The organism is Lentzea waywayandensis (assembly GCF_900115955.1).
GTDB lineage: Bacteria > Actinomycetota > Actinomycetes > Mycobacteriales > Pseudonocardiaceae > Lentzea > Lentzea waywayandensis.
Genome location: NZ_FOYL01000010.1, coordinates 284443 through 305053 on the forward strand (window position 1 = coordinate 284443; position 20611 = coordinate 305053).

At 69.0% G+C, this 20611-nt stretch carries 21 protein-coding genes; 10 read left to right on the forward strand and 11 right to left on the reverse strand.

Annotation, left to right across the window (positions count from 1 at the left end; genetic code table 11):
• Nucleotides 1-39: 39 nt before the first annotated feature.
• Complete coding sequence (locus BM417_RS32860) at nt 40-948, reverse strand: GNAT family N-acetyltransferase (RefSeq protein ID WP_245822309.1); 909 nt, start codon at nt 946-948, stop codon at nt 40-42.
• A 212-nt stretch (nt 949-1160) separates the two neighbouring features.
• Nucleotides 1161-2690 carry an ATP-dependent DNA ligase gene (locus BM417_RS32865; protein WP_093602574.1) on the reverse strand — a complete coding sequence of 510 codons (1530 nt, stop codon included), beginning with the start codon at nt 2688-2690 and terminating at the stop codon, nt 1161-1163.
• Between the two features lie 90 nt (nt 2691-2780).
• On the opposite strand from BM417_RS32865, the gene BM417_RS48110 reads away from it, so the two are divergent.
• Nucleotides 2781-2930: a hypothetical protein gene (locus BM417_RS48110; protein ID WP_177320717.1), complete on the forward strand. Its 150-nt coding sequence runs from the start codon at nt 2781-2783 to the stop codon at nt 2928-2930.
• Here the strand turns inward: BM417_RS48110 and pdxR are convergent.
• Nucleotides 2927-4279, reverse strand: coding sequence for a MocR-like pyridoxine biosynthesis transcription factor PdxR (gene pdxR, locus BM417_RS32870; protein WP_093602576.1), 1353 nt, complete (start codon nt 4277-4279; stop codon nt 2927-2929). The genes BM417_RS48110 and pdxR overlap by 4 nt on opposite strands.
• 46 nt (nt 4280-4325) lie before the next feature.
• Between pdxR and BM417_RS32875 the strand changes: the two genes are divergently transcribed.
• The gene (locus BM417_RS32875; protein WP_093602578.1) at nt 4326-5264 is read left to right on the forward strand and encodes a DMT family transporter; all 939 of its coding nucleotides are present in this window, start codon (nt 4326-4328) and stop codon (nt 5262-5264) included.
• Between the two features lie 5 nt (nt 5265-5269).
• Here the strand turns inward: BM417_RS32875 and BM417_RS32880 are convergent, their stop codons facing one another.
• From BM417_RS32880 to BM417_RS32895, 4 genes are read right to left on the reverse strand one after another with little or no spacing between them, the layout of a single operon-like run.
• Nucleotides 5270-5803 (reverse strand): hypothetical protein, encoded by a 534-nt coding sequence (locus tag BM417_RS32880; RefSeq protein WP_093602580.1) that lies wholly within the window; start codon nt 5801-5803, stop codon nt 5270-5272.
• Nucleotides 5800-6603 carry a hypothetical protein gene (locus tag BM417_RS32885; RefSeq protein ID WP_093602582.1) on the reverse strand — a complete coding sequence of 268 codons (804 nt, stop codon included), beginning with the start codon at nt 6601-6603 and terminating at the stop codon, nt 5800-5802. The genes BM417_RS32880 and BM417_RS32885 overlap by 4 nt, the downstream gene beginning before the upstream one ends.
• Before the next feature lie 10 nt (nt 6604-6613).
• Nucleotides 6614-7168 (reverse strand): hypothetical protein, encoded by a 555-nt coding sequence (locus BM417_RS32890; protein ID WP_093602584.1) that lies wholly within the window; start codon nt 7166-7168, stop codon nt 6614-6616.
• A gap of 52 nt (nt 7169-7220) precedes the next feature.
• The gene (locus tag BM417_RS32895) at nt 7221-9197 is read right to left on the reverse strand and encodes a thioredoxin domain-containing protein (protein ID WP_093602586.1); all 1977 of its coding nucleotides are present in this window, start codon (nt 9195-9197) and stop codon (nt 7221-7223) included.
• Between the two features lie 53 nt (nt 9198-9250).
• On the opposite strand from BM417_RS32895, the gene BM417_RS32900 reads away from it, so the two are divergent.
• Genes BM417_RS32900 through BM417_RS32915 form a run of 4 tightly spaced genes read left to right on the forward strand, consistent with a single transcriptional unit; the run spans nt 9251 to nt 14440 of the window.
• Complete coding sequence (locus BM417_RS32900) at nt 9251-10588, forward strand: 3' terminal RNA ribose 2'-O-methyltransferase Hen1 (protein ID WP_093602587.1); 1338 nt, start codon at nt 9251-9253, stop codon at nt 10586-10588.
• Nucleotides 10588-13056 (forward strand): polynucleotide kinase-phosphatase, encoded by a 2469-nt coding sequence (locus BM417_RS32905; protein ID WP_093602589.1) that lies wholly within the window; start codon nt 10588-10590, stop codon nt 13054-13056. The genes BM417_RS32900 and BM417_RS32905 overlap by 1 nt, the downstream gene beginning before the upstream one ends.
• Nucleotides 13053-13667, forward strand: a complete 615-nt coding sequence (locus BM417_RS32910; RefSeq protein WP_218164635.1) for a nucleotidyltransferase domain-containing protein — start codon at nt 13053-13055, stop codon at nt 13665-13667. Before BM417_RS32905 ends, BM417_RS32910 begins: the two co-directional genes overlap by 4 nt.
• On the forward strand, nt 13664-14440 hold the full coding sequence (locus tag BM417_RS32915) for a nucleotidyltransferase domain-containing protein (protein WP_218164636.1): 777 nt from the start codon (nt 13664-13666) through the stop codon (nt 14438-14440). Before BM417_RS32910 ends, BM417_RS32915 begins: the two co-directional genes overlap by 4 nt.
• A gap of 472 nt (nt 14441-14912) precedes the next feature.
• Here BM417_RS32915 and BM417_RS32920 read toward each other — a convergent pair whose 3' ends face one another.
• Together BM417_RS32920 and mca are read right to left on the reverse strand one after the other, a co-directional pair.
• Entirely contained in the window at nt 14913-15206 is a 294-nt protein-coding gene (locus BM417_RS32920) for a hypothetical protein (RefSeq protein ID WP_245822310.1), read from the reverse strand.
• A 35-nt stretch (nt 15207-15241) separates the two neighbouring features.
• Entirely contained in the window at nt 15242-16111 is an 870-nt protein-coding gene (mca, locus tag BM417_RS32925; protein WP_093602595.1) for a mycothiol conjugate amidase Mca, read from the reverse strand.
• A gap of 96 nt (nt 16112-16207) precedes the next feature.
• On the opposite strand from mca, the gene BM417_RS32930 reads away from it, so the two are divergent.
• On the forward strand, nt 16208-16630 hold the full coding sequence (locus tag BM417_RS32930) for a DUF4307 domain-containing protein (protein WP_093602597.1): 423 nt from the start codon (nt 16208-16210) through the stop codon (nt 16628-16630).
• Between the two features lie 186 nt (nt 16631-16816).
• Nucleotides 16817-17311 carry a transcription elongation factor GreA gene (greA, locus tag BM417_RS32935; RefSeq protein ID WP_177320718.1) on the forward strand — a complete coding sequence of 165 codons (495 nt, stop codon included), beginning with the start codon at nt 16817-16819 and terminating at the stop codon, nt 17309-17311.
• Between the two features lie 29 nt (nt 17312-17340).
• Here greA and BM417_RS32940 read toward each other — a convergent pair whose 3' ends face one another.
• On the reverse strand, nt 17341-17850 hold the full coding sequence (locus BM417_RS32940; RefSeq protein ID WP_093602601.1) for an Lrp/AsnC family transcriptional regulator: 510 nt from the start codon (nt 17848-17850) through the stop codon (nt 17341-17343).
• 74 nt (nt 17851-17924) lie between these two features.
• Between BM417_RS32940 and hppD the strand changes: the two genes are divergently transcribed.
• Together hppD and BM417_RS32950 are read left to right on the forward strand one after the other, a co-directional pair.
• On the forward strand, nt 17925-19106 hold the full coding sequence (gene hppD / locus BM417_RS32945; RefSeq protein WP_093602801.1) for a 4-hydroxyphenylpyruvate dioxygenase: 1182 nt from the start codon (nt 17925-17927) through the stop codon (nt 19104-19106).
• A 54-nt stretch (nt 19107-19160) separates the two neighbouring features.
• Nucleotides 19161-19406 (forward strand): hypothetical protein, encoded by a 246-nt coding sequence (locus BM417_RS32950; RefSeq protein WP_093602603.1) that lies wholly within the window; start codon nt 19161-19163, stop codon nt 19404-19406.
• A 54-nt stretch (nt 19407-19460) separates the two neighbouring features.
• Here BM417_RS32950 and BM417_RS32955 read toward each other — a convergent pair whose 3' ends face one another.
• Nucleotides 19461-20606 (reverse strand): cystathionine gamma-synthase, encoded by a 1146-nt coding sequence (locus BM417_RS32955; protein ID WP_177320719.1) that lies wholly within the window; start codon nt 20604-20606, stop codon nt 19461-19463.
• Between the last annotated feature and the right edge of the window lie 5 nt (nt 20607-20611).

Here is a 20611-nt window from a genome sequence, read left to right on the forward strand (position 1 = left end):
CGTCTCACTTGGGCAGACGGTCTCACGCGGGCGGACGTGTCACGGCTGCCAGACGTAGCCGGTGGCCGTGGTCACCACGACGAACCCGAGGCGTTCCAGGATCGGCCTGCTGTCCTCCGTCGCATCGACCTGCAGGTACTTCACTCCTCGTTCGATCGCGACACGCGCCCGATGCGCCACGAGTGCGCGGTAGATGCCCTTACCCCGCCACGGCGCGAGCGTGCCGCCACCCCAGAGCCCGCCGAACTCGGTGCCCGGCACGATCTCCAGCCGCGCGGACGACACGACCTGACCGCCGGCCTCCGCGACCACGACGACCGTGTTGGGGTCGTCCTTCTTCTCCAGCAGGTAGTCGACGAGCCAGCTGCTGTCGCGCTCGAACACCTCGGTGGCCGTGGCGGCCATCCGGTGCAGGTCGGCCTCGTCCTTGGTCTCGCGCAGGACGATCTCGTCGTCGAGGTGGACCGGCCCCGTCATCTCCTCGGCGAGCCCGATGAGCACGGTCTCGCGACCCTCGGAGACGAACCCGGCCGCTTCCAGCCGTTGCGGCAGGTCAGCGGGCTTGTCGTGACCCCAGGTCTTCCACTCGACGGACTGGCCGCGCGCGGCGAAGAAGTCGCGCTGGCGTGCGATCACCGCGTCCAGCTCGGCGCCGGCGAGGCGGAGGTTGGGCGGGCCTGAGACGAAACCGCGGCGGTGGTCCCAGGCGACCCGGTACACCTCCGAGTCCTGCACGGCGTCGGGATACGCCTCCCACTCGGCGGAGCGGGCCTGGGTGTCGAATGCGCTGAGCAGCGCGGAAGCGTCGGTCACTGGCTTCACGCTATTGCCGGGCTTTGATTGCCGCACGCGATTTTCGAACCAGAACCGGCCGAGCGCGAGCACGCTGACCGGCCACTTCTCGGTGAGCAGGCGGGCGCCGTACGCCTCCGGCCAGGGCTCGACCACGTTGAGCAGGGCGTCCTTGGCGGTGGCTCCAGCCCAGGCCCTGCCTCCAGCTCAGTGCCGACGACCCGGTCGTCCCAGTCAACGACGACCCGCCCGTCGTACCAGCTCACCGTCGCGCCGCGGTCCAACTCAGGCCACTGCGCGAAGTCGTCTGGCTCGGCGTAGGCGCGGCTGAACTCCTCGTCTCCCCCATGCCGCCACGCCGGCGGCGGTCAGCCCTCGGGATTCGGTCGTGCGGCGGGCAGAAGTGCCCTCACCTCCTCGATCGTCGTCGCCTCCGACGGGTCCTTGTCCGGTCGGTAGCGCACGACGCGGGCGAACCGCAGTGCGACGCCACCGGGGTAGCGCGGCGAGACCTGCACGCCGTCCAGCTCGATCTCGATCACCAGTTCCGGGCGGACCATGACCACCCAGTCGTTCTGCTCGGCGGCGATCTCCTGCAGGGCCTTGGTCTGCCACTTCAGCAGTTCGTCGGTGAGGCCCTTGAAGGTCTTGCCGACCATCACGGGCGGGCCGCCGTCCGGGTCGCGGGCGCCCAGGTGCAGGTTCGAGAGCCAGCCGCGGCGGCGGCCGCTGCCCCACTCGACGCCGAGCACGACCAGGTCGAGCGTGTGCACCGGCTTCACCTTCTGCCAGGCCTTGCCGCGGCGGCCGGCCGCGTAGGGCGAGGCCAGCGACTTCACCATCACGCCCTCGTGGCCCGCCGACAGCGCCGCCGTGACGACGGCCGCCGCCTCCTCCGGCGCCGGGTCCAGCACGCCCGGGATGACGTGCTCGCCCGCCACCTGCCGCAGTGCGGCGAGGCGGTCGCGCAACGGCTCGTCGAGCAGGTCCTTGCCGTCGAGGTGCAGGCAGTCGAAGAAGTACGGGTGCAGCAGCAGCTCGCGTTCGTCCTGCGCGCCGAACCGGCTCATCGTCTCCTGGAACGGGCGGGGTCTCCCCTCGTCGGTCAGCGCCAGCGTCTCGCCGTCGAGCACCACCGACGTGCACGGCAGGCCGCGCACGAGCTCGACCAGTTCCGGCACCGTCTTGGTGATCTCGCGCAACGTCCGCGTGTAGACGTGGACCTCGTCGCCGGAGCGGTGCACCTGGATGCGCGCGCCGTCGAGCTTGTGCTCCACCACGACGCTGCCGAGCTCGGTCAGCGCCTCGTCCAGCGACTCCGCCGGCGAGGCCAGCATGGGTCGCAGGGGGCGCCCGACCTCCAGCCGGAACGCCTCCAGGGCCGGCGCGCCGCCGTCCAGCGCGGCCACGGCGGTCTCCGGTAACCGGCCGGACAGCATGAACGCGCGCCGCACGGTCTCGCCCGGCACGTCCGCGGCGGAGGCGATCGCGTCGAGCATCACGCCCTCGAGCGCGCCCTGGCGGAGCTCGCCGGTGAGCAGCCTGCGCAAGAAGTCCTGCTCCGCCTCGGTCGACCGCCCGAACAACGCCGTCAGCAGGTCGACCCGGCGCTGCGCCGAGCCCTTGCCGGACGTCGCGGCCACCTCGGCGAGCGCGGCGTCGACCTCGGCGATCGTCAGTTCGGCACGCACGACCGGAGGCACGGCCAGGTCGACGACGGTGCGCCAGCCCGCACCGATACGACCCTGCCGCGGTGTGCCTATGAGGAACGACACCACCGCGACCACTACGTCCGCCGTCGCCGCGCGCAGCAACGCGGACAACGCCTTGACCTTGGCCAGGCGCGACCGGGTCGCCGCGACGGCGGCTGACGTGTCGACCACTTCGGAGAGAAGCACGTGTTCAATGGTGCACCCCGGCACTGACAATTTCTGGAGGCGCGGGCTAGGCTGCCTCGCCAACCGTTCTACCTGGGGGTTTACCGAACCATGAACGCATTCAAGATCGTCGCGGCTGCCCTGCTGTTCGCTGCCGCCGCAGTGACGACGCTCGGTGCGGCCGGCGACGGCACCGACCGCGAGCACATCATGAGCGACCGCGAGCACATCATGGGCACCGACCGCGAGCACATCCTCTAAGCGACGGCAGCGTCCGCGATCTCCCTGACCGCCTCGCGCAGGCGGTCAGGGGTGAGCGCCGCGTAGCCGAGCACCAGACCGGGCCACATGGGCGTGCGCGTGTATTGCGCCAACGCCCAGACGTGCACGCCACGGTCCGCGAGCCTGCTCTTCAACGCGAGGTCGTCCGTCCCGTCAGGCATGCGCAGCACCATGTGCAGACCAGCCGCGACGCCGATGGGCTGCCATGCGGGCAGATGCTCCGCAACGGCTTCCAGCAGCGCGTCCCGCCTCTTCCGGTAGAGCGCGCGCGTACGGCGCAGATGCCGGTCATAACCGCCCGTCCGCAACAGGTGCGCGAACGCGGCCTGCGGGATCGTGCCGGTGCCCATGTCGTTGTACTGCTTGCGTTGCACGATGCCTTCGCGCAGCCGTTCCGGCACCACGAGCCACCCGAGGCGCAACGCGGGCGCCAGCACCTTGCTCGTCGTGCCCTGGTACACGACGTGCTCGGGCGCGAGAGCCTGCAACGCGCCCAACGCCGGCCGGTCGTACCGGTGCTCCGCGTCGTAGTCGTCCTCGATGATCAACGCGTCCCGCTCGCGCGCCCAGTCGACGAGCGCCCGCCGCCGTTCCGGATGCAGCACCACGCCCAGCGGAAACTGGTGTGCCGCAGTGACCAGCACCGCTTTGCAGTCCGTTTTGGACAGAAGGTCGACCCTGATGCCCTTGTCGTCCACCGGAACCGGCACGGTGTTGAGTCCGTGCGACCGCAGCATGTTCTCGCCGCCGAAGTGGCTGGGTTCCTCGATCGCGATGCTGCCGTTCAACATCCGGGCGGTGAGCTGCAACCCGTCCGCCGCGCCGTTGGTGATCACCGCGTCCTTCGCGACGACCGCCCGCACTCGCGAGAGGTAGTCGACGATCTCCTTGCGCAGCCCCACGAAACCGGCCGGATCGGGATAGGCGAGGTCGTCGTCGGGAAGCTCGGCGAGCGCCGAGCGATGAGCAGCCACCCACTCGGCACGGGGAAACGCGCCCAGCGCGGGCAGGCCGGGCCGCAGGTTGTACCGCCACCGCAGCGGCGGCTCCGGCACACCACACGAGCCGGCCGGTCCGAGGCTCGCGACCGTCGTCCCCGACCCGCGCCGGCTGGTGAGATACCCCTCGGCGACGAGCTGCGTGTACGCCGACGTCACCGTCCCGCGCGCCACCTCCAGTTGCGCGGCCAGGTCCCGGCTCGACGGCAGCCGCGTGCCCGGCAGCAGCCGCCCGTCCCGGATCGCCCGGCGCAGTTCGGCCTCCACCCCGCGACGCCGCTGATGCCCCGGCAACAGCAGCTCGCGAAAAGTGGTCCAGTTCGCAGTCATCGAAGTGGAGCTTATATCTGGACCAGTCCGGCGCAAGGCTCTAGGCATGAAACTCGGGGTGGCCGCGGGAGCGACAGCGGCAACGATCGTCGGAGCGTCGGTTCCGATCACGGGAATGCTGGAGGGCTACCCGGTCCTGACCGGTCAGGCCATGCGCTACGCCCTCGGCGCGGCCGTGTTGCTGCTGGTGGCACGCCGTCTGCCGATGCCCTCGTGGCGTGACATCCCGCCGTTGCTCGGTGTGGTCGTCACGGGCATGCTCGGCTTCAACGCCGTGCTCATCGCCGCCCAGCAGTACGCGGAACCGGGCTTCGTCGCCGCCGTCATGGGCGGCGCCCCCATCGCACTGGCGCTGCTCTCCCGCCAACGAACCGCATCCGCCGTAGTGGGCGCCGTGGTGGTGGCGGCAGGCATCGTGCTGTTGTCGGGCGGCGGCTCGTGGCACGGCCCTGGCCTTGCGCTCGCATTGATCACGATGGCCGGCGAGGTCTGCTTCACCCTGTTCGCCGTGGGCGTCGTACGGCGCCTTGGTGTGCTGGGCGTGGCCACCTGGACGTGCATCCTGGCGACGGTGATCGGCGCGGTGCTCGGCACGTTCGTCGGCGGCTGGCAGATGCCGAACGCCCGGCAGGGCTTCTCTCTCGCACTGCTGGCCGTGGTGGTGACCGCGCTGGCCTTCGGACTCTGGTACTTCGCCGTGAACCGCCTGGGCTCCGACCGCGCTGGCGTGCTCATCGGCCTGATGCCGGTGTCCGGCCTGGCGACGTCCGTGCTGCTCGGCGCACAGGAACTCACGCTCGTGTCTGCCATCGGTGTCACCACGGTCGCACTCGGGTGCGTCATCGGGCTCCGGAGGGGAACACACGAACCAACGGCAGCACACGAACCAACGGGAACCCGCCACACACACGACTCGGGCCGGGTACCCCCAAAATCAACAATAGCGAACGGGTCTGACACTCCTGCCGAAGTCGTTGCGCCGTAAGGGCGTCAGGAGTGGGCGACCACGACCGCCATCTGCTGCACGATCGCCCACGAATCACCGGGCTCAGCACGCACCCGTTCGAAGATCTCCCTCTGTCCCGCTGTGAACCGCCCGTGTTCCACCAAAGCCGCGGCGAGGCTGTGCACATCTACATCGGCAGAGGCGCCCTTCGAGTACCAGAACCACACGGCGTGGAGGGCGGCCTCGCGCGGTGCGCCGTACCAGTGCGAAAGCTTGTTCGGGTTGGGCGCGGAAGGGTACGGCACGCGGTAGCCCAAACGCTTGGCATGCCGCCGGACAACGCCGTAGGCGCGAAGGTCGGACTGCCAGGCGGCGTGGCTCGCAGTCAGCATTTCCACCGCCGCGGGCAGCAAGGCCGGGTCGCGGGTGAAGTCGCCGACCACGGACTGAAGAAAGCTGAACGATGCGTTGAAACCAATCGGGCGATAGCGCCACAGGCACAGACGCAGGGCGCTGACGCGATGGCTCAGCGGCAGCGAGGTGTCGAGGGCTTTCCTCGTGTCGCTGGAAAAACTCACGAGCGCACCTTCGCGAGCCACGACTCGGCCTCGTCAGCGGGCAGCACGCGAGCGATGTCGACGAGAGGCGTCATCATCGGGTAGACGCGGCCCGCGTTCCACGACCGCTGGTACGGCGGCGGGCCGAGCACGACGACCCGACGCCCCTCGAACAGCGGGATGTCCGACGGGCGGCCCTCGTTCCAGATCGTGTCACCGAAGCCGTCGGAAAGCTCGAACTGGCCCCGGATTCCGCCCTCGGGCTGGAGATCCGGGCCCACCGACGCCGCCTCCACCCACGACTCCAGCGGCGGCTCGCCAGGAACGTGCTCGGGGACCAGGCGGTACGCGAGCAGCGTGTGGAGCTGGAAGTTGTCGCCGATTCCACCGATCGTCACCTCGAAACCGGTGCCGCTGGGGCGATGCAGCACCATCAGCGGTTCGAGGTCCACGACCATCAACAGGCCGTACAGCCACGAATCAGCAGGCACAGCAGCCAGAAGACGCTCGCGGTGCGGCAAGCCGGCCCGGACGTCCTCGTCCTGCAGGGGCAGCAGCAGAGCGCGCTCCCAGGCCTCGCCCTCGCCGCGTTCGAAGGCTTCCACCACGCGTAGAACCAACGGCTCCAACGCATCGCACGCGCCGATGTAGAACAACAGGTTGCCGAGCAGCTCGTTGACCTGGACGTCCGGCGACGAGGACAGGACCAGGGCCGCCGCCGACATCTCGTCGGGCGAGCGGCCCTGGGCCTCGTTGATGAACGTTTCGAACGCGCCCGGCTCGTCCCGGACGACCGCTTCCGCGACCGACGTCAGATCCACGCCGAGCAGATTAGGCCAGATCAGGCCCCTGCGAGCGGAGATCGTCAACCTTCGACATGGCGTCACGCAGTTCGTCGAGCCACGTGTCCGCGTGCTCGCCGACCAGGCGCACGGCCCATGCCAGAGCGTCTGCCCGTGAGCGGGCCACGCCGGCGGCTACCAGCGTGTCGAGCACCTGGCGTTCCGGCTGACGCAGGCGCGTCATGACCGGCACGGCCAGGTGTGTGAAGAGTTCGCGCGTGCTTCCCTGCACGGCACCCCAGGCGACCTTGCGGCCGTAGCGGTGCTCGGCCTGGCGGGCGATCTCGATGCGTTCCTCGCGGGTGTCCTCACGCCAGCGCGCGATGCGGCCCGACTCGGCCGCGGCGCGCGAGGCGTCGTCGAACTCGCCCTCCAGCGCGGGCAGCGTGCCGACGACCGTGATCTCCTCGCGGTCGATGATCACCTCGGGCGCGCCGGTGAACCAGCCGTCCGGCAGCCTGCCCGCGAACCACGCCGCCGCGTCGTCGGCCGAGGGCAGGTCAGCCTGCTGCCACCCGCCTCGTCCTCGCCATCCACGTCCCATTACAACCACCCCTGATTACATGATTACGTTGTAACCGACGTTACGCCTGCAATCAGCTGGTGGTGTTCGCCGTCAGCGAATTGACCAGGGCATCTACCGACACGACAGGCCTGTCGCACACGTAGCCACGGCACACGTAGGCCGCGGGGCCTTCGTCGACCAACGGCCGGTCTTCGAGCAACGGCACGGACGCGGGCTCACCGGCCACGACGACGCCACCTCCCGGCACATGGGCCACCGCCGCCGCCCACAGCGACGCACGGCGTGAGTCGTCCGCACCCACCACTGCCACCTGCAACGGACCGGCTTCCAACGCTTCGGCGACGGTCAGCCAGTGGCCGGCGAACCGGGGTGCCCGCGCGGCCAGCAGACCGGCCCGCGTGACGGCCTCCGATGCGGCGGTGAAGTACAGCGAAGAACGATCGGCGCCCGACAGCAGGGACGCCGTCGCCAAGGCCGAGGCCAGCGAGGACGCGCCGGAAGGCGACGCGTTGTCGGTCGAGTCGGCAGGACGGCGAACGAGAGTCTCGGCGTCGTCGGCGGTGTCGTAGTAGGCGCCTGGTGAGTCCGGGACGGCGAACCGCGAGAGAGCGGTGTCCAGCAGGCCGCACGCCAGATCGAGCCACCTGATCGAGCCGGTGACCTGGTGCAACGCCAGCAGGCCGTCGGCGAGGCAGCCGTAGTCCTCCAGCACGCCGAACGACGGCCCCGCCACGCCGTCACGCGAGGTCCGCAGCAGCCTGCCCTCGACCAGGTGCACCGAGGCCAGCAACTCCGCCGCCTCCGAGGCCGCCGCGATCCACGACGGCTCACCGAAGAACGCGCCCGCCTCGGCCAGCGCGGCGATCGCCATGCCGTTCCAGGAAGCGATCACCTTGTCGTCGCGGCCCGGTTGCGGCCTTCCAGCACGCACCGCCAGCAGCGCGGCCCGCACCTCCTCCCCCGGCTCCGACACGAACCGCAGCGTCGACTTGCCGTCCTCGAAGTTCGGCTCGGCGGTCACGCCGAACGCCGCCGCGGCGTCTCCCAGTTCCTCGAACGACCACACGTAGGTCAGGCCCTCGACACCCTCGGTGTCCGCGTCCAGCGAAGCCGCGAACCCGCCCTCGGCCGTGCGCAGATCCCGCAGCAGGAACGAAGCCGTGTCCCGCGCCACCCGCTCGTAGCGCTCGGAACGCGTCACCCGCGTCAGGTGCGTGTAGAAGCGGAGCAGCAAAGCGTTGTCGTACAACATCTTCTCGAAGTGCGGCACCACCCACGACGCGTCGACGCTGTAGCGCGCGAACCCGCCGCCGAGCTGGTCGTACAGGCCGCCGTTCGCCATCGCGTCGGCCGTCGCGGTCGCCATCGAGACGGCCTCGACGGAGCCGGTGCGTTCGTGGTGGCGCAGCAGGAACTCCAGCGCCATCGACGGCGGGAACTTCGGCGCGCCACCGAATCCGCCGTGGCGGCGGTCGAACTCGCCCAGCAACGACACCACGGCGCCTGCCAGCGCGTCCGAGTCCACAGCGGACGGAGGCAGCGGCGACGCGTGGCGCGAAATCTCGTCCACCACAGCGGAAGCCGACTCCAGGATCTCGCCGGGCCGCTCGGCCCAGGTCGCCGAGACGGCCTCGATGAGCTGCGTGAACGACGGCATGCCCGGCCGCGGCGACGGCGGGTAGTAGGTGCCGGAGTGGAACGGCCGTGCGTCGGGCGTGAGGAACACCGTCATCGGCCACCCGCCCTGGCCGGTCATGGCCTGCGTGACCTCCATGTACACGGCGTCGACGTCCGGACGTTCCTCGCGATCCACCTTCACCGACACGAAGTGCGCGTTCAGGAACGCGGCGACCTCCGCGTCCTCGAAGGACTCGTGCGCCATCACGTGACACCAGTGACAGGCCGCGTAGCCGACGGACAGCAGCACCGGCACGTTGCGCCGTCGTGCCTCCTCGAACGCCTCCGCGGACCAGGGCCACCAGTCGACCGGGTTGTCCGCGTGCTGAAGCAGGTAGGGGCTGGTCGCGTCCGCAAGTCGGTTCGCCATGGCTCCACCCTAAATCGCCTGCGGAAACAGCGACTGTCGATCAGACTCGACCCGTGTTGCTCACCATGACCACGACGCACCGGCCGGCGACCGATCTCGGCCACCTGCTGCACAAGCATCCCGACCGGGCTCAGTCCTTCACGACGAGCTCGGGCATCGCGCACGTCTTCTACCCGAAGGCGACGAACGAGGAATGCACGGTCGCCCTCCTGCTGGAGGTCGATCCCATCGCGCTCGTTCGAGGTCCCGGCAGCACGCTCACCCAATACGTCAACGACAGGCCGTACGCGGCAGGGTCGTTGCTCACGGTCGCGCTCGGCAGCGTGTTCCGCACGGCCATGAACGGCCGCAGCGAGAGCTACCCCGAGCTCGCCGCGACGCCGATTCCGCTGGTCATCCGCATTCCCGCGCTGCCGCACCGGCTCGCGGAGCGACTCTTCGCGCCCCTGGGCTGGGACGTGGCGGTCACCGAGCACGGCGACTCGCGGTTCGCGGACGTGACGCTGACCGGCACTGTGAGGCTCAGTGACGCGCTGAAGCACCTCTACGTGCTGCTGCCCGTGCTCGACGGCGGCAAGCACTACTGGGTCGCGGCCGACGAGGTCGACAAGCTGCTCAAGGCCGGTGACGGCTGGCTGGCTGCGCACCCGGACAAGGAGCTGATCACCACCCGGTACCTGGCGCGCAAGCGGCCGTTGATCACCTCCGCCCTGGAACGCCTCGCGGACGTCGACGAGGTCGAGCCGGAGGAGCTGGACAACGCGCTGGCCGAACCGAAGGTCTCCCTTGCCGCACAGCGCAAGGAGGCCGTGATCAAGGCGCTGAAGGAAGCGCGGGCCAAGCGCGTGCTCGACCTCGGTTGTGGTGGCGGGGCGTTGCTGCGCGCGCTCGTCAACGAGCCCGAGTTCACCGAGATCCACGGTGTCGACGTGTCCGCGAAGGCGTTGCAGGAGGCCGCGCGCAAGCTGCACCTGGACCGCATGTCCGACCGCGCTCGCGAACGGATCACGTTGCGGCAGTCGGCTTTGACGTACGCCGACACCGAGCTGGCCGGCTACGACGCGGCGGTGCTGATGGAGGTCGTCGAGCACGTCGACCCGTCGCGCCTGCCCGCGCTGGAGCACTCGGTCTTCACCGTGGCGCGACCCGCGACCGTGCTGGTGACGACGCCGAACGTCGAGTACAACGTGCTGTTCGAGACGTTGCCGGAAGGCCAGATGCGGCACTCCGACCACCGTTTCGAATGGACTCGGGCGGAGTTCGCGGGTTGGGCCGAGGGCGTCGCGGAACGACGTGGCTACACCGTGCGGTACGTGCCGATCGGGCCCGAGGACGCCGAACGCGGCGCCCCGACCCAGATGGCCGTGTTCAGCTTGAAGGACGAGAACTGATGGAACTGAAGATCCCTGACCTGTGTCTGGTGGTGCTGGTCGGCGCCTCCGGCTCCGGCAAGTCCACGTTCGCGCGCAAGCACTTCCTGCCCACGCAGGTGCTGTCGAGCGACTACTTCCGCGGGCTCGTGTCCGACGACGAGAACGACCAGTCGGCGTCCGCGGCCGCGTTCGACGTGCTGCACTACGTGGCCTCGAAGCGGCTGCAGGCCGGGCGTGTCACGGTCATCGACGCGACCAACGTGCAGGCGCCGGACCGCGCCAAGCTGATCGACGTCGCGCGGAAGGCGAACGTGCTGCCGGTCGCGATCGTGCTCGACACCCCGACCGAGGTGTGCCTGGCGCGCAACGCCCAGCGACCGGACCGCGACTTCGGCGCGCACGTCGTGAAGCGGCACCGGTCGGCCTTGCGGCGTTCGTTGAAGTTCCTCGGCAAGGAGGGCTTCAAGCGCGTCCACGTGCTGCGCTCGGAGTCCGATGTGGACAACTCGACGATCGTGTACGAGCGCCTGCTCAACGACCTCAAGCACGAGACCGGGCCGTTCGACGTGTTCGGTGACGTGCACGGATGCCGCGCCGAGCTGGAGGAACTGCTCGTCGAGCTCGGGTACTCCCTGGTTCGCGACGACGAAGGCCGTGCCGTGGACGCGGTCCCGCCGGGCGACCGCAAGGCCGTGTTCGTCGGCGACCTGGTGGACCGCGGGCCGGACACTCCGGGTGTGCTGCGCCTGGTCATGGGCATGGTCGCGGCCGGACACGCCTTGAGCGTGCGCGGAAACCACGAGGAAAAGCTCGTGCGGGCGATGCGCGGCCACAAGGTGACGGTCCGGCACGGGCTGGAGAAGTCGCTGGAGCAGCTCGCGCACGAGTCGGAGGAGTTCCGCCTGGCCGCGACGAGGTTCTGCGACGGCCTGGTCGCGCATTACGTGCTGGACGGCGGAAACCTCGTCGTCGCGCACGCCGGTCTGCCCGAGCGCTACCACGGCCGTGCGTCCGCGAAGGTGCGCAGTTTCGCTTTGTACGGCGACACGACCGGCGAGACCGACGCGCACGGAATGCCGGTGCGCCTGCCGTGGGCGAACGACTACCGCGGTGCGGCGATGGTGCTGTACGGCCACGTCCTGGTGCCCGAGGCCGAGTGGATCAACAACACCATGTGCCTCGAAACGGGCGTGGTGTTCGGCGGAAAGCTGACCGCGCTGCGCTACCCGGAGAAGGAAACCGTCTCCGTCAAGGCGCATCAGGTCTGGTACGAGAGCGACGCGCCGTTCCCCGCGAAGCCCGTCGAGCGCGCGCCGGACGTGCTGGCGCTCACCGACGTCACCGGCCTGCGCCGGATCGACACGTCGCTCATCGGCGCCGTGACGATCCGCGCGGAGCAGTCGGCGTCGGCACTGGAGGTCATGAGCCGGTTCGCGATCGACCCGCACGACCTGCTGTACCTACCGCCGACGATGGCACCTGTGGCGACCTCGCAGCGCGACGACGTGCTGGAGCATCCGTCGGAGGCGTTCGCGGAGTACAAGGCCGCCGGTGTCGCGCAGGTGATCTGCGAAGAGAAGCACATGGGCTCGCGTGCGGTGTTGCTGGTGCGCAAGGAAGGCGGCGCGATCTACACCCGAACCGGACGTGCTTTCTTCGACGGCGCACTGGGTTCTTCGTTGCTTGATCGCGTGCGTTCGGCGTGCGCCGGCCTGTTCGAGGAGCTCGCCACCGACTGGCTGCTCCTCGACGCCGAGCTGATGCCGTGGAACGCCAAGGCCTCCGGGCTGATCCGCGAGCAGTACGCGGCGGTCGGCGCGGCGGCCGGTGGTGCGCTGCCGGTGGCGGTCGACGCCTTGTCCGCCGCTGCCGCTCGTGGTGTGGACGTGGCGGATCTGTTGGCGCGCACGTCGCAGCGCGCTTCGAACGCCGAGGCCTACAGCGCTGCCTACGAGCGGTACTGCTGGCCGGTGGAGGGGTTGGAAGGTGTGCGGATCGCGCCGTTCCAGCTGCTCGCGGCCGAGGGGCAGACGTTCCACGACCGCTCGCACCTGTGGCACCTGGAGACGCTGGGTCGGTTGGAAGGTCCTTTGTTCCAGCAGACCCGGCACCTCGTGGTCGACGTGAACGACCCTTCGCAGGTGGCTGAGGGCGTTCGCTGGTGGGAGGCGCTGACTGCGGACGGCGGTGAGGGCATGGTCGTGAAGCCGCTGGCGAACCTCGGCGGACGAGTGCAGCCGGGCGTGAAGGTGCGCGGGCGCGAGTACCTGCGAATCATCTACGGCCCGGACTACACGACGCCTTCGAACCTGTCGCGGCTGCGCAAGCGTGCTCTCGGCCGCAAGCGCGGACTCGCCCTGCGCGAGTACGCCCTGGGCATCGAGGCCCTGGACCGCCTGGTGCGCGGCGAGCCGTTGTGGCGCGTGCACGAATGCGTCTTCGGCGTCCTGGCCCTGGAATCGGAACCGGTGGACCCACGACTGTGATCCTCGAAGCCGTGATCGGGTCGCACGCCTACGGGCTGGCGACCCCGGAGTCCGATGTGGACAGACGGGGCGTGTTCGTCGCGCCCACGGAGTCGTTCTGGCGCCTGGAGAAGCCGCCGACGGCGGTCGAGGGCCCTTCGGCCGAGCAGCTCAGCTGGGAGGTCGAGCACTTCTGCAAGCTGGGCCTGAAGTCGAACCCGACGGTGCTCGAAACGCTGGTGAGCCCGTTGGTGGAGATCAGCACACCGATGGGAGAGGAACTGCGGGACCTGTTACCCGCGTTCCTCTCGCGGTACGCCGTGCGGGCGTTCACGCGCGCGACGGAGATGCAGCTGTCGCGCGCGGGCCGCAACCTCAAGCCGAAGCAGCTCATGCACGTCGTGCGGCTGCGACTGGTGGGCCTTCATCTGTTGCGCACCGGCCGCTACGACATCGCGGCGGACCGCTCGTTGCTGAAGATCCGCGACGGCTCGATGGCCTGGGACGACGCGGTGACGTGGGCACACCGGCTCGGCGACGAGATCGCTCGAGCCGAGGGCCCGCTGCCCGAGGACCCGGACCGGGCGCGGGTCGAGGACTGGCTGGTGTCGGTGCGCAGGAGGATGTTGTGAGCTACTCAGAGTTCTTTCTGGGGGAGGTACCCGACCTGAGCGGGGTGGTCGCCGAGCAGTCGCACGGCCTGCTGTTCGCGACCGTGTCCGGCGCGCACCTGTACGGCTTCCCGTCGCGGGACTCGGACGTGGACCTGCGCGGCGTCCACGTGCTGCCGCTCGCGGAAGTCCTGGGCCTGCGGCACGGCCCGGAGACCAAGGAACGGATGTGGGTGCGCGACGGCGTCGAGATCGACCTGGTCACGCACGACGTGCAGAAGTTCTGCCGGCTGCTCACCCGCCCCAACGGCTACGTGCTGGAGCAACTGCTCTCACCGCTGGTCGTGCACACCACGGACGCACACCGCAAGCTCGCCGACCTCGCCGCGGGATGCCTGACCTCACGGCACGGGCACCACTACCGCGGGTTCGCCGCGACCCAGTGGCGGCTGTTCGAGAAGACCGCCGAGATCAAGCCGCTGCTCTACACGTTCCGCGCGCTGCTGACCGGCGTGCACCTGCTGCGCACCGGCGAGGTGAACGCGCACCTGCCGACGCTGCTCGAGAAGCTCGACGGCCCGAACTACCTGCCGGGCCTCATCGAGGCCAAGATCCTCGGCGAGCACCGGGCGCTGGCCGGAGTGCCGGGGCGGCCCGCTCCCGAACGGCTGGAGGCGGACGTCGCGCACTGGCAGGAGCAGCTGCGGCAGGCGCGGGAGATCAGCGACCTGCCGGTGGAGCCGCCGGCGTTCGACGAGGTGCATGACTTCGTGGTCTCGACGCGGCTGGCCTGACTTCGGGTGGGCCGCGCTCGCCTGGCCTGGCTGGCCCGGCTGACCTGGCCCGGCTCGGCTGGCCCGGCCCGGCTGGCCCGGCCCGGCTGGCCCGGCCCGGCTGGCCCGGCCCGGCTGATCCGACTGACCTGATCGGCTGGCTTGGCTCGACTGAGCCGACGCGGCTGGCCTGGCTCGACTGAACCGACTCGGCTGGCCTGGCCACCACGCGGCCGGACCGACCGTGGTCGACAACCCGACTGCCGTGGCACAACAGATCTGACCTGGCCGGGCCCACCCGACCTGTCCTGACCCTCGCCCCCCGCGCTTCCTCCTCTTGCGGAACGAAGAAAACGCGATTTGCGTTCCCGCTTATCCACAAGCTAACGCGCCCCGGCATCTCCGCAGGTCAGCAAGCCACAACCTGTGGACAACTCGCGATCATGAAGACTCGAGCGAGTCGCTTCGCCAGCGCGGTCCGCGGTCCGCGAGGTCAGTCCTTCTTCTTCGCAGCCTTCGCAGCCTTTGAATCAGCCTTGGAAGCAGAAGGCTCCGCCGCCTCGGCAGCGCCCTCCGCAGAAGGCGCGGGCGCCTCGCCCGGCTCGTCGAACGACGCCGGCAAGCCCTTGATGTGCTTGTTCATCGACTTGACGAGGAAGAAGATCGCGATGAAGAAGACGATCAGCAGGACGAGGCCGACCGGGGAGGACTTGCCGAAGTCCTCGCCCTGGCCGCCCTTGTCATTGCCGTCGTTCGTGTTCGACGGCTGCACGGCGACCAGCGCCACCGTGCTGCCGAGGGAGAAGTCTGGGGAAAGCACCCCTAGACCTTAACTCCGGCGAACAGGTCGTTCTCCGGCAGAGTCGAGTCCACCTGGGAGCGGACGAGCTCGTACTCCTCGGTCGGCCAGATCTCGCGCTGGAGCTCCATCGGGATGGCGAACCAGCGGCTGGTCGGGTCGATCTGGGTGGCGTGCGCCTTCAAAGCCTCGTCGCGGACGTCGAAGTAGTCCGCGCACTCGACCTGGGTGGTCACGCGGTCCATCACGTCCGGGCGGTCTGTGCTCCAGTTCGCGAGCCACTCCGTGTACGGCGACTCGATGCCGCGGGCTTCCATCGCCTCGTGGAACGCGACGATCTTGGCGCGCGAGAAGCCGTGGCCGTAGTAGACCTTCTGGGTCTCCCACGGTTCGCCCAGTGACGGCTCGAAAGCCGGATCTGCTGCCGCGTCGAGGGCCGCCATCGAGATCTCGTGCGTGCGGATGTGGTCCGGGTGCGGGTAGCCGCCGTTCTCGTCGTAGGTCACCACGACGTGCGGGCGGAAGTCGCGGATGGCCTCGACCAGGGACGGCACCGACTCCTCCAGCGGCACGAGGGCGAAGCACCCCTCGGGCAACGGCGGCAGCGGGTCGCCCTCGGGCAGGCCCGAGTCCTTGAAGCCCAGCCAGCGGTGCTGGATGCCGAGGATCTTGGCCGCGCGGGCCATCTCCTCGCGGCGGACCTCGATGATGTTCTCGAGCACGTCCGGCCTGTCCATCGCCGGGTTGAGGATGCTGCCCGCACCACCGTCGGTACAGGTCACGACCATCACGTCGTGCCCTTCCGCGATGTAGCGAGCCATCGAGGCCGCGCCCTTGCTCGACTCGTCGTCGGGATGTGCGTGCACTGCCATAAGGCGCAGCTTTTCGGCCATGACCCCCGTGGTCCTCCTGTGTGAACGGTCCTGCGACACTCATCAACTGAATGCCGGGCACCATTGTTCCCCAGAGGCCGAGGAGGGCGCGGACAAGTGGCACAGCGCGTGCTCCCCGAGGGGCGCTACAGCAAACAGAGCCGCAAACCGCTGGCCAAGTGGGCGCGGTGGGCGTTACTCGCTGTAGCCGTTGCGGTAGGTGCCCTGATCGCCTTCGTCGGTTACCGAAATCTCGGCACTAAACCGATCGAAGCCAAGCAGACCGCGTTCATCCTCCTCAGCGACGACCAGGTGAAGGTCAGTTTCGAGGTTTCCCGCGATCAACCGGAGCGCGCTGCCGTCTGCATCATTCGGGCCCGGTCCAAGGACGGGGACGAAGCAGGTAGACGCGAAGTTCTGGTGCCGCCGGGAAATGACGTCGTCGTAGAGACAACAGTTCTCCGCACCTCGAAGCCGCCGGTCACCGGCGAGGTGTTCGGGTGCTCCTACCAGGTTCCCGCCTACTTGTCCACGAGCTAGAGGCCAAGCGGGTGATCTGCGGTTTAAACGGCGAGATGAGGAACAAATCGCCGTCGCTGAACGTTGTCTGCGTGTTACTATTGCCGCTCAAGCACGGCCCCGGCGCGGGCCGTGTTTTTCCGTTCCGGGCCAGCGGCCCGGGAACTATCTGGTGACACGTGTGCACCAGAGCAAGACGAGGAGTTGGTGACCGTGAGCGACACCCAGGTGACCTGGCTGACCCAGGAGGCCTACGACCGGCTCAAGGCTGAGCTGGACGAACTTATCGCGTACCGCCCGGTCATGGCTGCCGAGATCAACGCCCGTCGCGAAGAGGGCGACCTCCGCGAGAACGGCGGCTACCACGCGGCTCGCGAGGAGCAGGGCAAGCAGGAGGCGCGCATCCGCCAGCTGCACGAGCTGCTCCAGGCCGCCAAGGTCGGCGAGGCTCCCACCACCAAGGGTGTCGCGGCACCGGGCACGGTGCTCACGATCCGCTACGAAGGCGACGACGAGGCGGAGACCTTCCTGCTGGCGACTCGCGAAGAGGGCGCGCACGGCGAGATGGAGGTCTACTCTCCGCTGTCGCCGCTCGGCAAGGCGCTCAACGGCGCGAAGGACGGCGAGACCGTGTCCTACGAGCTGCCCAACGGCAAGCAGCAGAAGGTCACGTTGATCTCCGCGGTTCCTTACCAGGCGTAGTCACGCCACAAAAACGTTTGAAGGGGCGGTCACTTCGGTGGCCGCCCCTTCACGCGTTCCAGAAGGGGCCGCACGCGTGGAGGCACGGGCGTCGACAAAGCAATGGAGGTCGACAAACGACGAACGTGAGGTACGTCGACAATGTGATCCACCACGCGCTGCAGGTCCGCATTCGACCTCGCGACCATTCGCACGAACAGATCGCCCTGGCCCGTCGTCGCGTGCACCTCGCACACCTCGCTGATCGCGGCCAGTCCCTCGCACACCTCGGCACGGCGTCCCTGCGCGATCTCCACCGTCGCGAACGCCGTCAGCCCGTAGCCCATCGCGGCGAGATCGAGCGCCGGCGGGAATCCGGTGAGCACGCCCCGTTCGACCAGCCGGTCCAGCCGGGCCTGCACGGTTCCCCGCGCGACGCCCAGCCGGCGGGAGCATTCGAGGACGCCCAGGCGCGGCTCGTCCGTCAAGAGCAACAGCAGCTTCGCGTCCAGTTCGTCCACGGGCTGGTCAGAGTGCTCACTCTGCTGATCCAAAGGCATAGATCACTATACAAACTGCCCTGTGAATTCGCTGACTGTTGCTCATCCTGCTAGGTCGACTCATGCTGATGAGCATGACGCAGCAGCTTGACGACGTGAGCTACGACCAGCTCCGGCAGCTCGTGGGGTTGGTCGACTACGACGCGACCAAGGACCCCTTCCCCGTGCGCGCCATGGACGCCGTGGTGTTCGTCGCGGGCAACGCCACGCAGACCGCGTGGCTCTACCAGGTGGCGTTCGGCATGGAGCTCGTGGCCTACGCGGGCCCCGAGACCGGCCAGCGCAGCCACAAGTCGTTCGTGCTGAAGTCGGGCTCGGCCCGCTTCGTGATCCACGGCGGCGTCACGCCCGGCTCCGAACTCCTCGATCACCACCGCCGCCACGGCGACGGCGTCATCGACCTGGCGCTGGAGGTCGGCGACGTCGACCAGTGCATCAAGCACGCCCGCGAGCAGGGCGCGACCGTCCTCGAAGAGCCGCACGACGTGTCCGACGAACACGGCACCGTGCGCCTCGCCGCGATCGCGACGTACGGCGAGACCCGCCACACGCTCGTCGACCGCACCAAGTACGACGGCCCCTACCTGCCGGGTTACGTGGCGCGCAGCTCGTCCGTGAAGCGTCCGGAAGGTGCGCCGAAGCGCCTGTTCCAGGCCGTCGACCACTGCGTCGGCAACGTCGAGCTCGGCAAGATGGACTACTGGGTCGAGTGGTACAACCGCGTCATGGGCTTCGTGAACATGGCGGAGTTCATCGGCGACGACATCGCCACGGACTACTCGGCGCTGATGTCCAAGGTCGTCTCCAACGGCAACCACCGGGTCAAGTTCCCGCTGAACGAGCCGGCGATCGCGAAGAAGAAGTCGCAGATCGACGAGTACCTGGAGTTCTACGAGGGCGCGGGCGTCCAGCACATCGCGCTGGCGACCAACGACATCATCAAGACCGTCACCGCCATGCGCGACGCGGGCGTCGAGTTCCTCGAGACCCCGGACGACTACTACGACGACCCGGCGCTGCGTGCGCGCATCGGCGAGGTCCGCGTCCCGATCGAGACCCTGAAGGAACACCGCATCCTGGTCGACCGCGACGAGGACGGCTACCTGCTCCAGATCTTCACGAAGCCGATCGGCGACCGCCCGACCGTCTTCTACGAACTGATCGAGCGCCACGGCTCACTGGGCTTCGGCAAGGGCAACTTCAAGGCGCTTTTCGAGGCGATCGAGCGCGAACAGGAGCGACGCGGCAACCTCTGACCCCGATCCCCCGGTAGGCTGCCTTACGGGGGACTCACATCGGGTGGAGGTGGCATGGCATTCGCGCGACGCGTGGCCGCGGTGATTCCGCTGGTCGGAGCCGTGACCACGGCTGTGGCACTGACCGGCGCGGCGTTCCTGACCGTGGCGCACGCCGGTTGTGACGAGGCCGGCCGCTTCGTACGCACCGGCGACGCGATCCAGTTCGTCGGCGGCTGTGTGAACGGCGCCGACCTACCGTCGGCTCCGACAGCCGAGGCCGAGAACGTGGACAGGTTCGGCGGCTCGAAGAAACCGTGACAGACGCGAAAGGCCCCTCCCACGCGGGAGGGGCCTTTCGCGTTGCCAGGAAACTCAGCCCAGCGCTTCGAGCAGGTCAGCGACCAGGTCGTCACCGGACTCGATGCCCACCGACACCCGCACCAGGTCCGCCGGAACCTCCAGCAACGACCCGGAAGTAGACGCGTGCGTCATCTTGCCGGGGTGCTCGATCAGCGACTCGACGCCGCCCAGCGACTCCGCCAGCAGGAACAGCTTGGTCCGCGCACAGACCTCCAGCGCCGCTTCCTCGCCGCCGTCGACGATGAACGACACCATGCCGCCGAAGCGGCTCATCTGCTTCGCCGCGACGGCGTGGCCGGGGTGCGACTCCAGACCGGGGTAGATGACCTTCTTCACGCGAGGGTGCCGGGTCAGGGCCTCGGCGACCAGCTCGGCGTTGTCGGAGTGCTTCTCCATGCGCAGCTGGAGGGTCTTGATCCCGCGCAACGTCAGATAGGCGTCGAACGGCCCGGGCACGGCACCGGCGCCGTTCTGCAGGAAGCCGAAAGCCGCGTCGAGCTCCTCGTCGGAGGTGATCAACGCACCGCCCACGACGTCGGAGTGCCCACCGATGTACTTGGTGGTCGAGTGCAGCACCACGTCCGCGCCCAGCTCCAACGGAGTCTGCAACGCAGGCGAGGCGAACGTGTTGTCCACGACCAGCTTCGCACCGGACTCGTGCGCGACCGAGGCGATGGCGGCGATGTCACCGATGTTCAGCAACGGGTTCGTGGGCGTCTCGATCCACACGAGCTTCGTCTCGGGACGAATGGCGGCACGGATCGCGTCCACGTCGGACACGGGAGCCGGCGAGTGGGTGACGCCCCACTGCGAGAAGACCTTGTCGATCAGCCGGAACGTGCCGCCGTAGGCGTCGTTCGGGATGACGATGTGGTCGCCGGGCTTGAGGAACGTGCGCAGCGCGGCGTCGGTCGCACCCATGCCGGAGGAGAACGCACGGCCGTAGCGGCCGCGTTCGAGCGACGCGAGGCACGTCTCCAGTGCGCGGCGGGTCGGGTTGCCGGTGCGCGAGTACTCGAAGCCCTCACGCAGGCCTCCGACGCCGTCCTGGGCGTACGTGGAGGTCGCGTAGATGGGCACGTTCACCGCACCCGTGGTCGGGTCCGGGTCCTGACCGGCGTGGATCGCCCTGGTGGCGAAGCCGTATGGGGTGCTCATGTCCG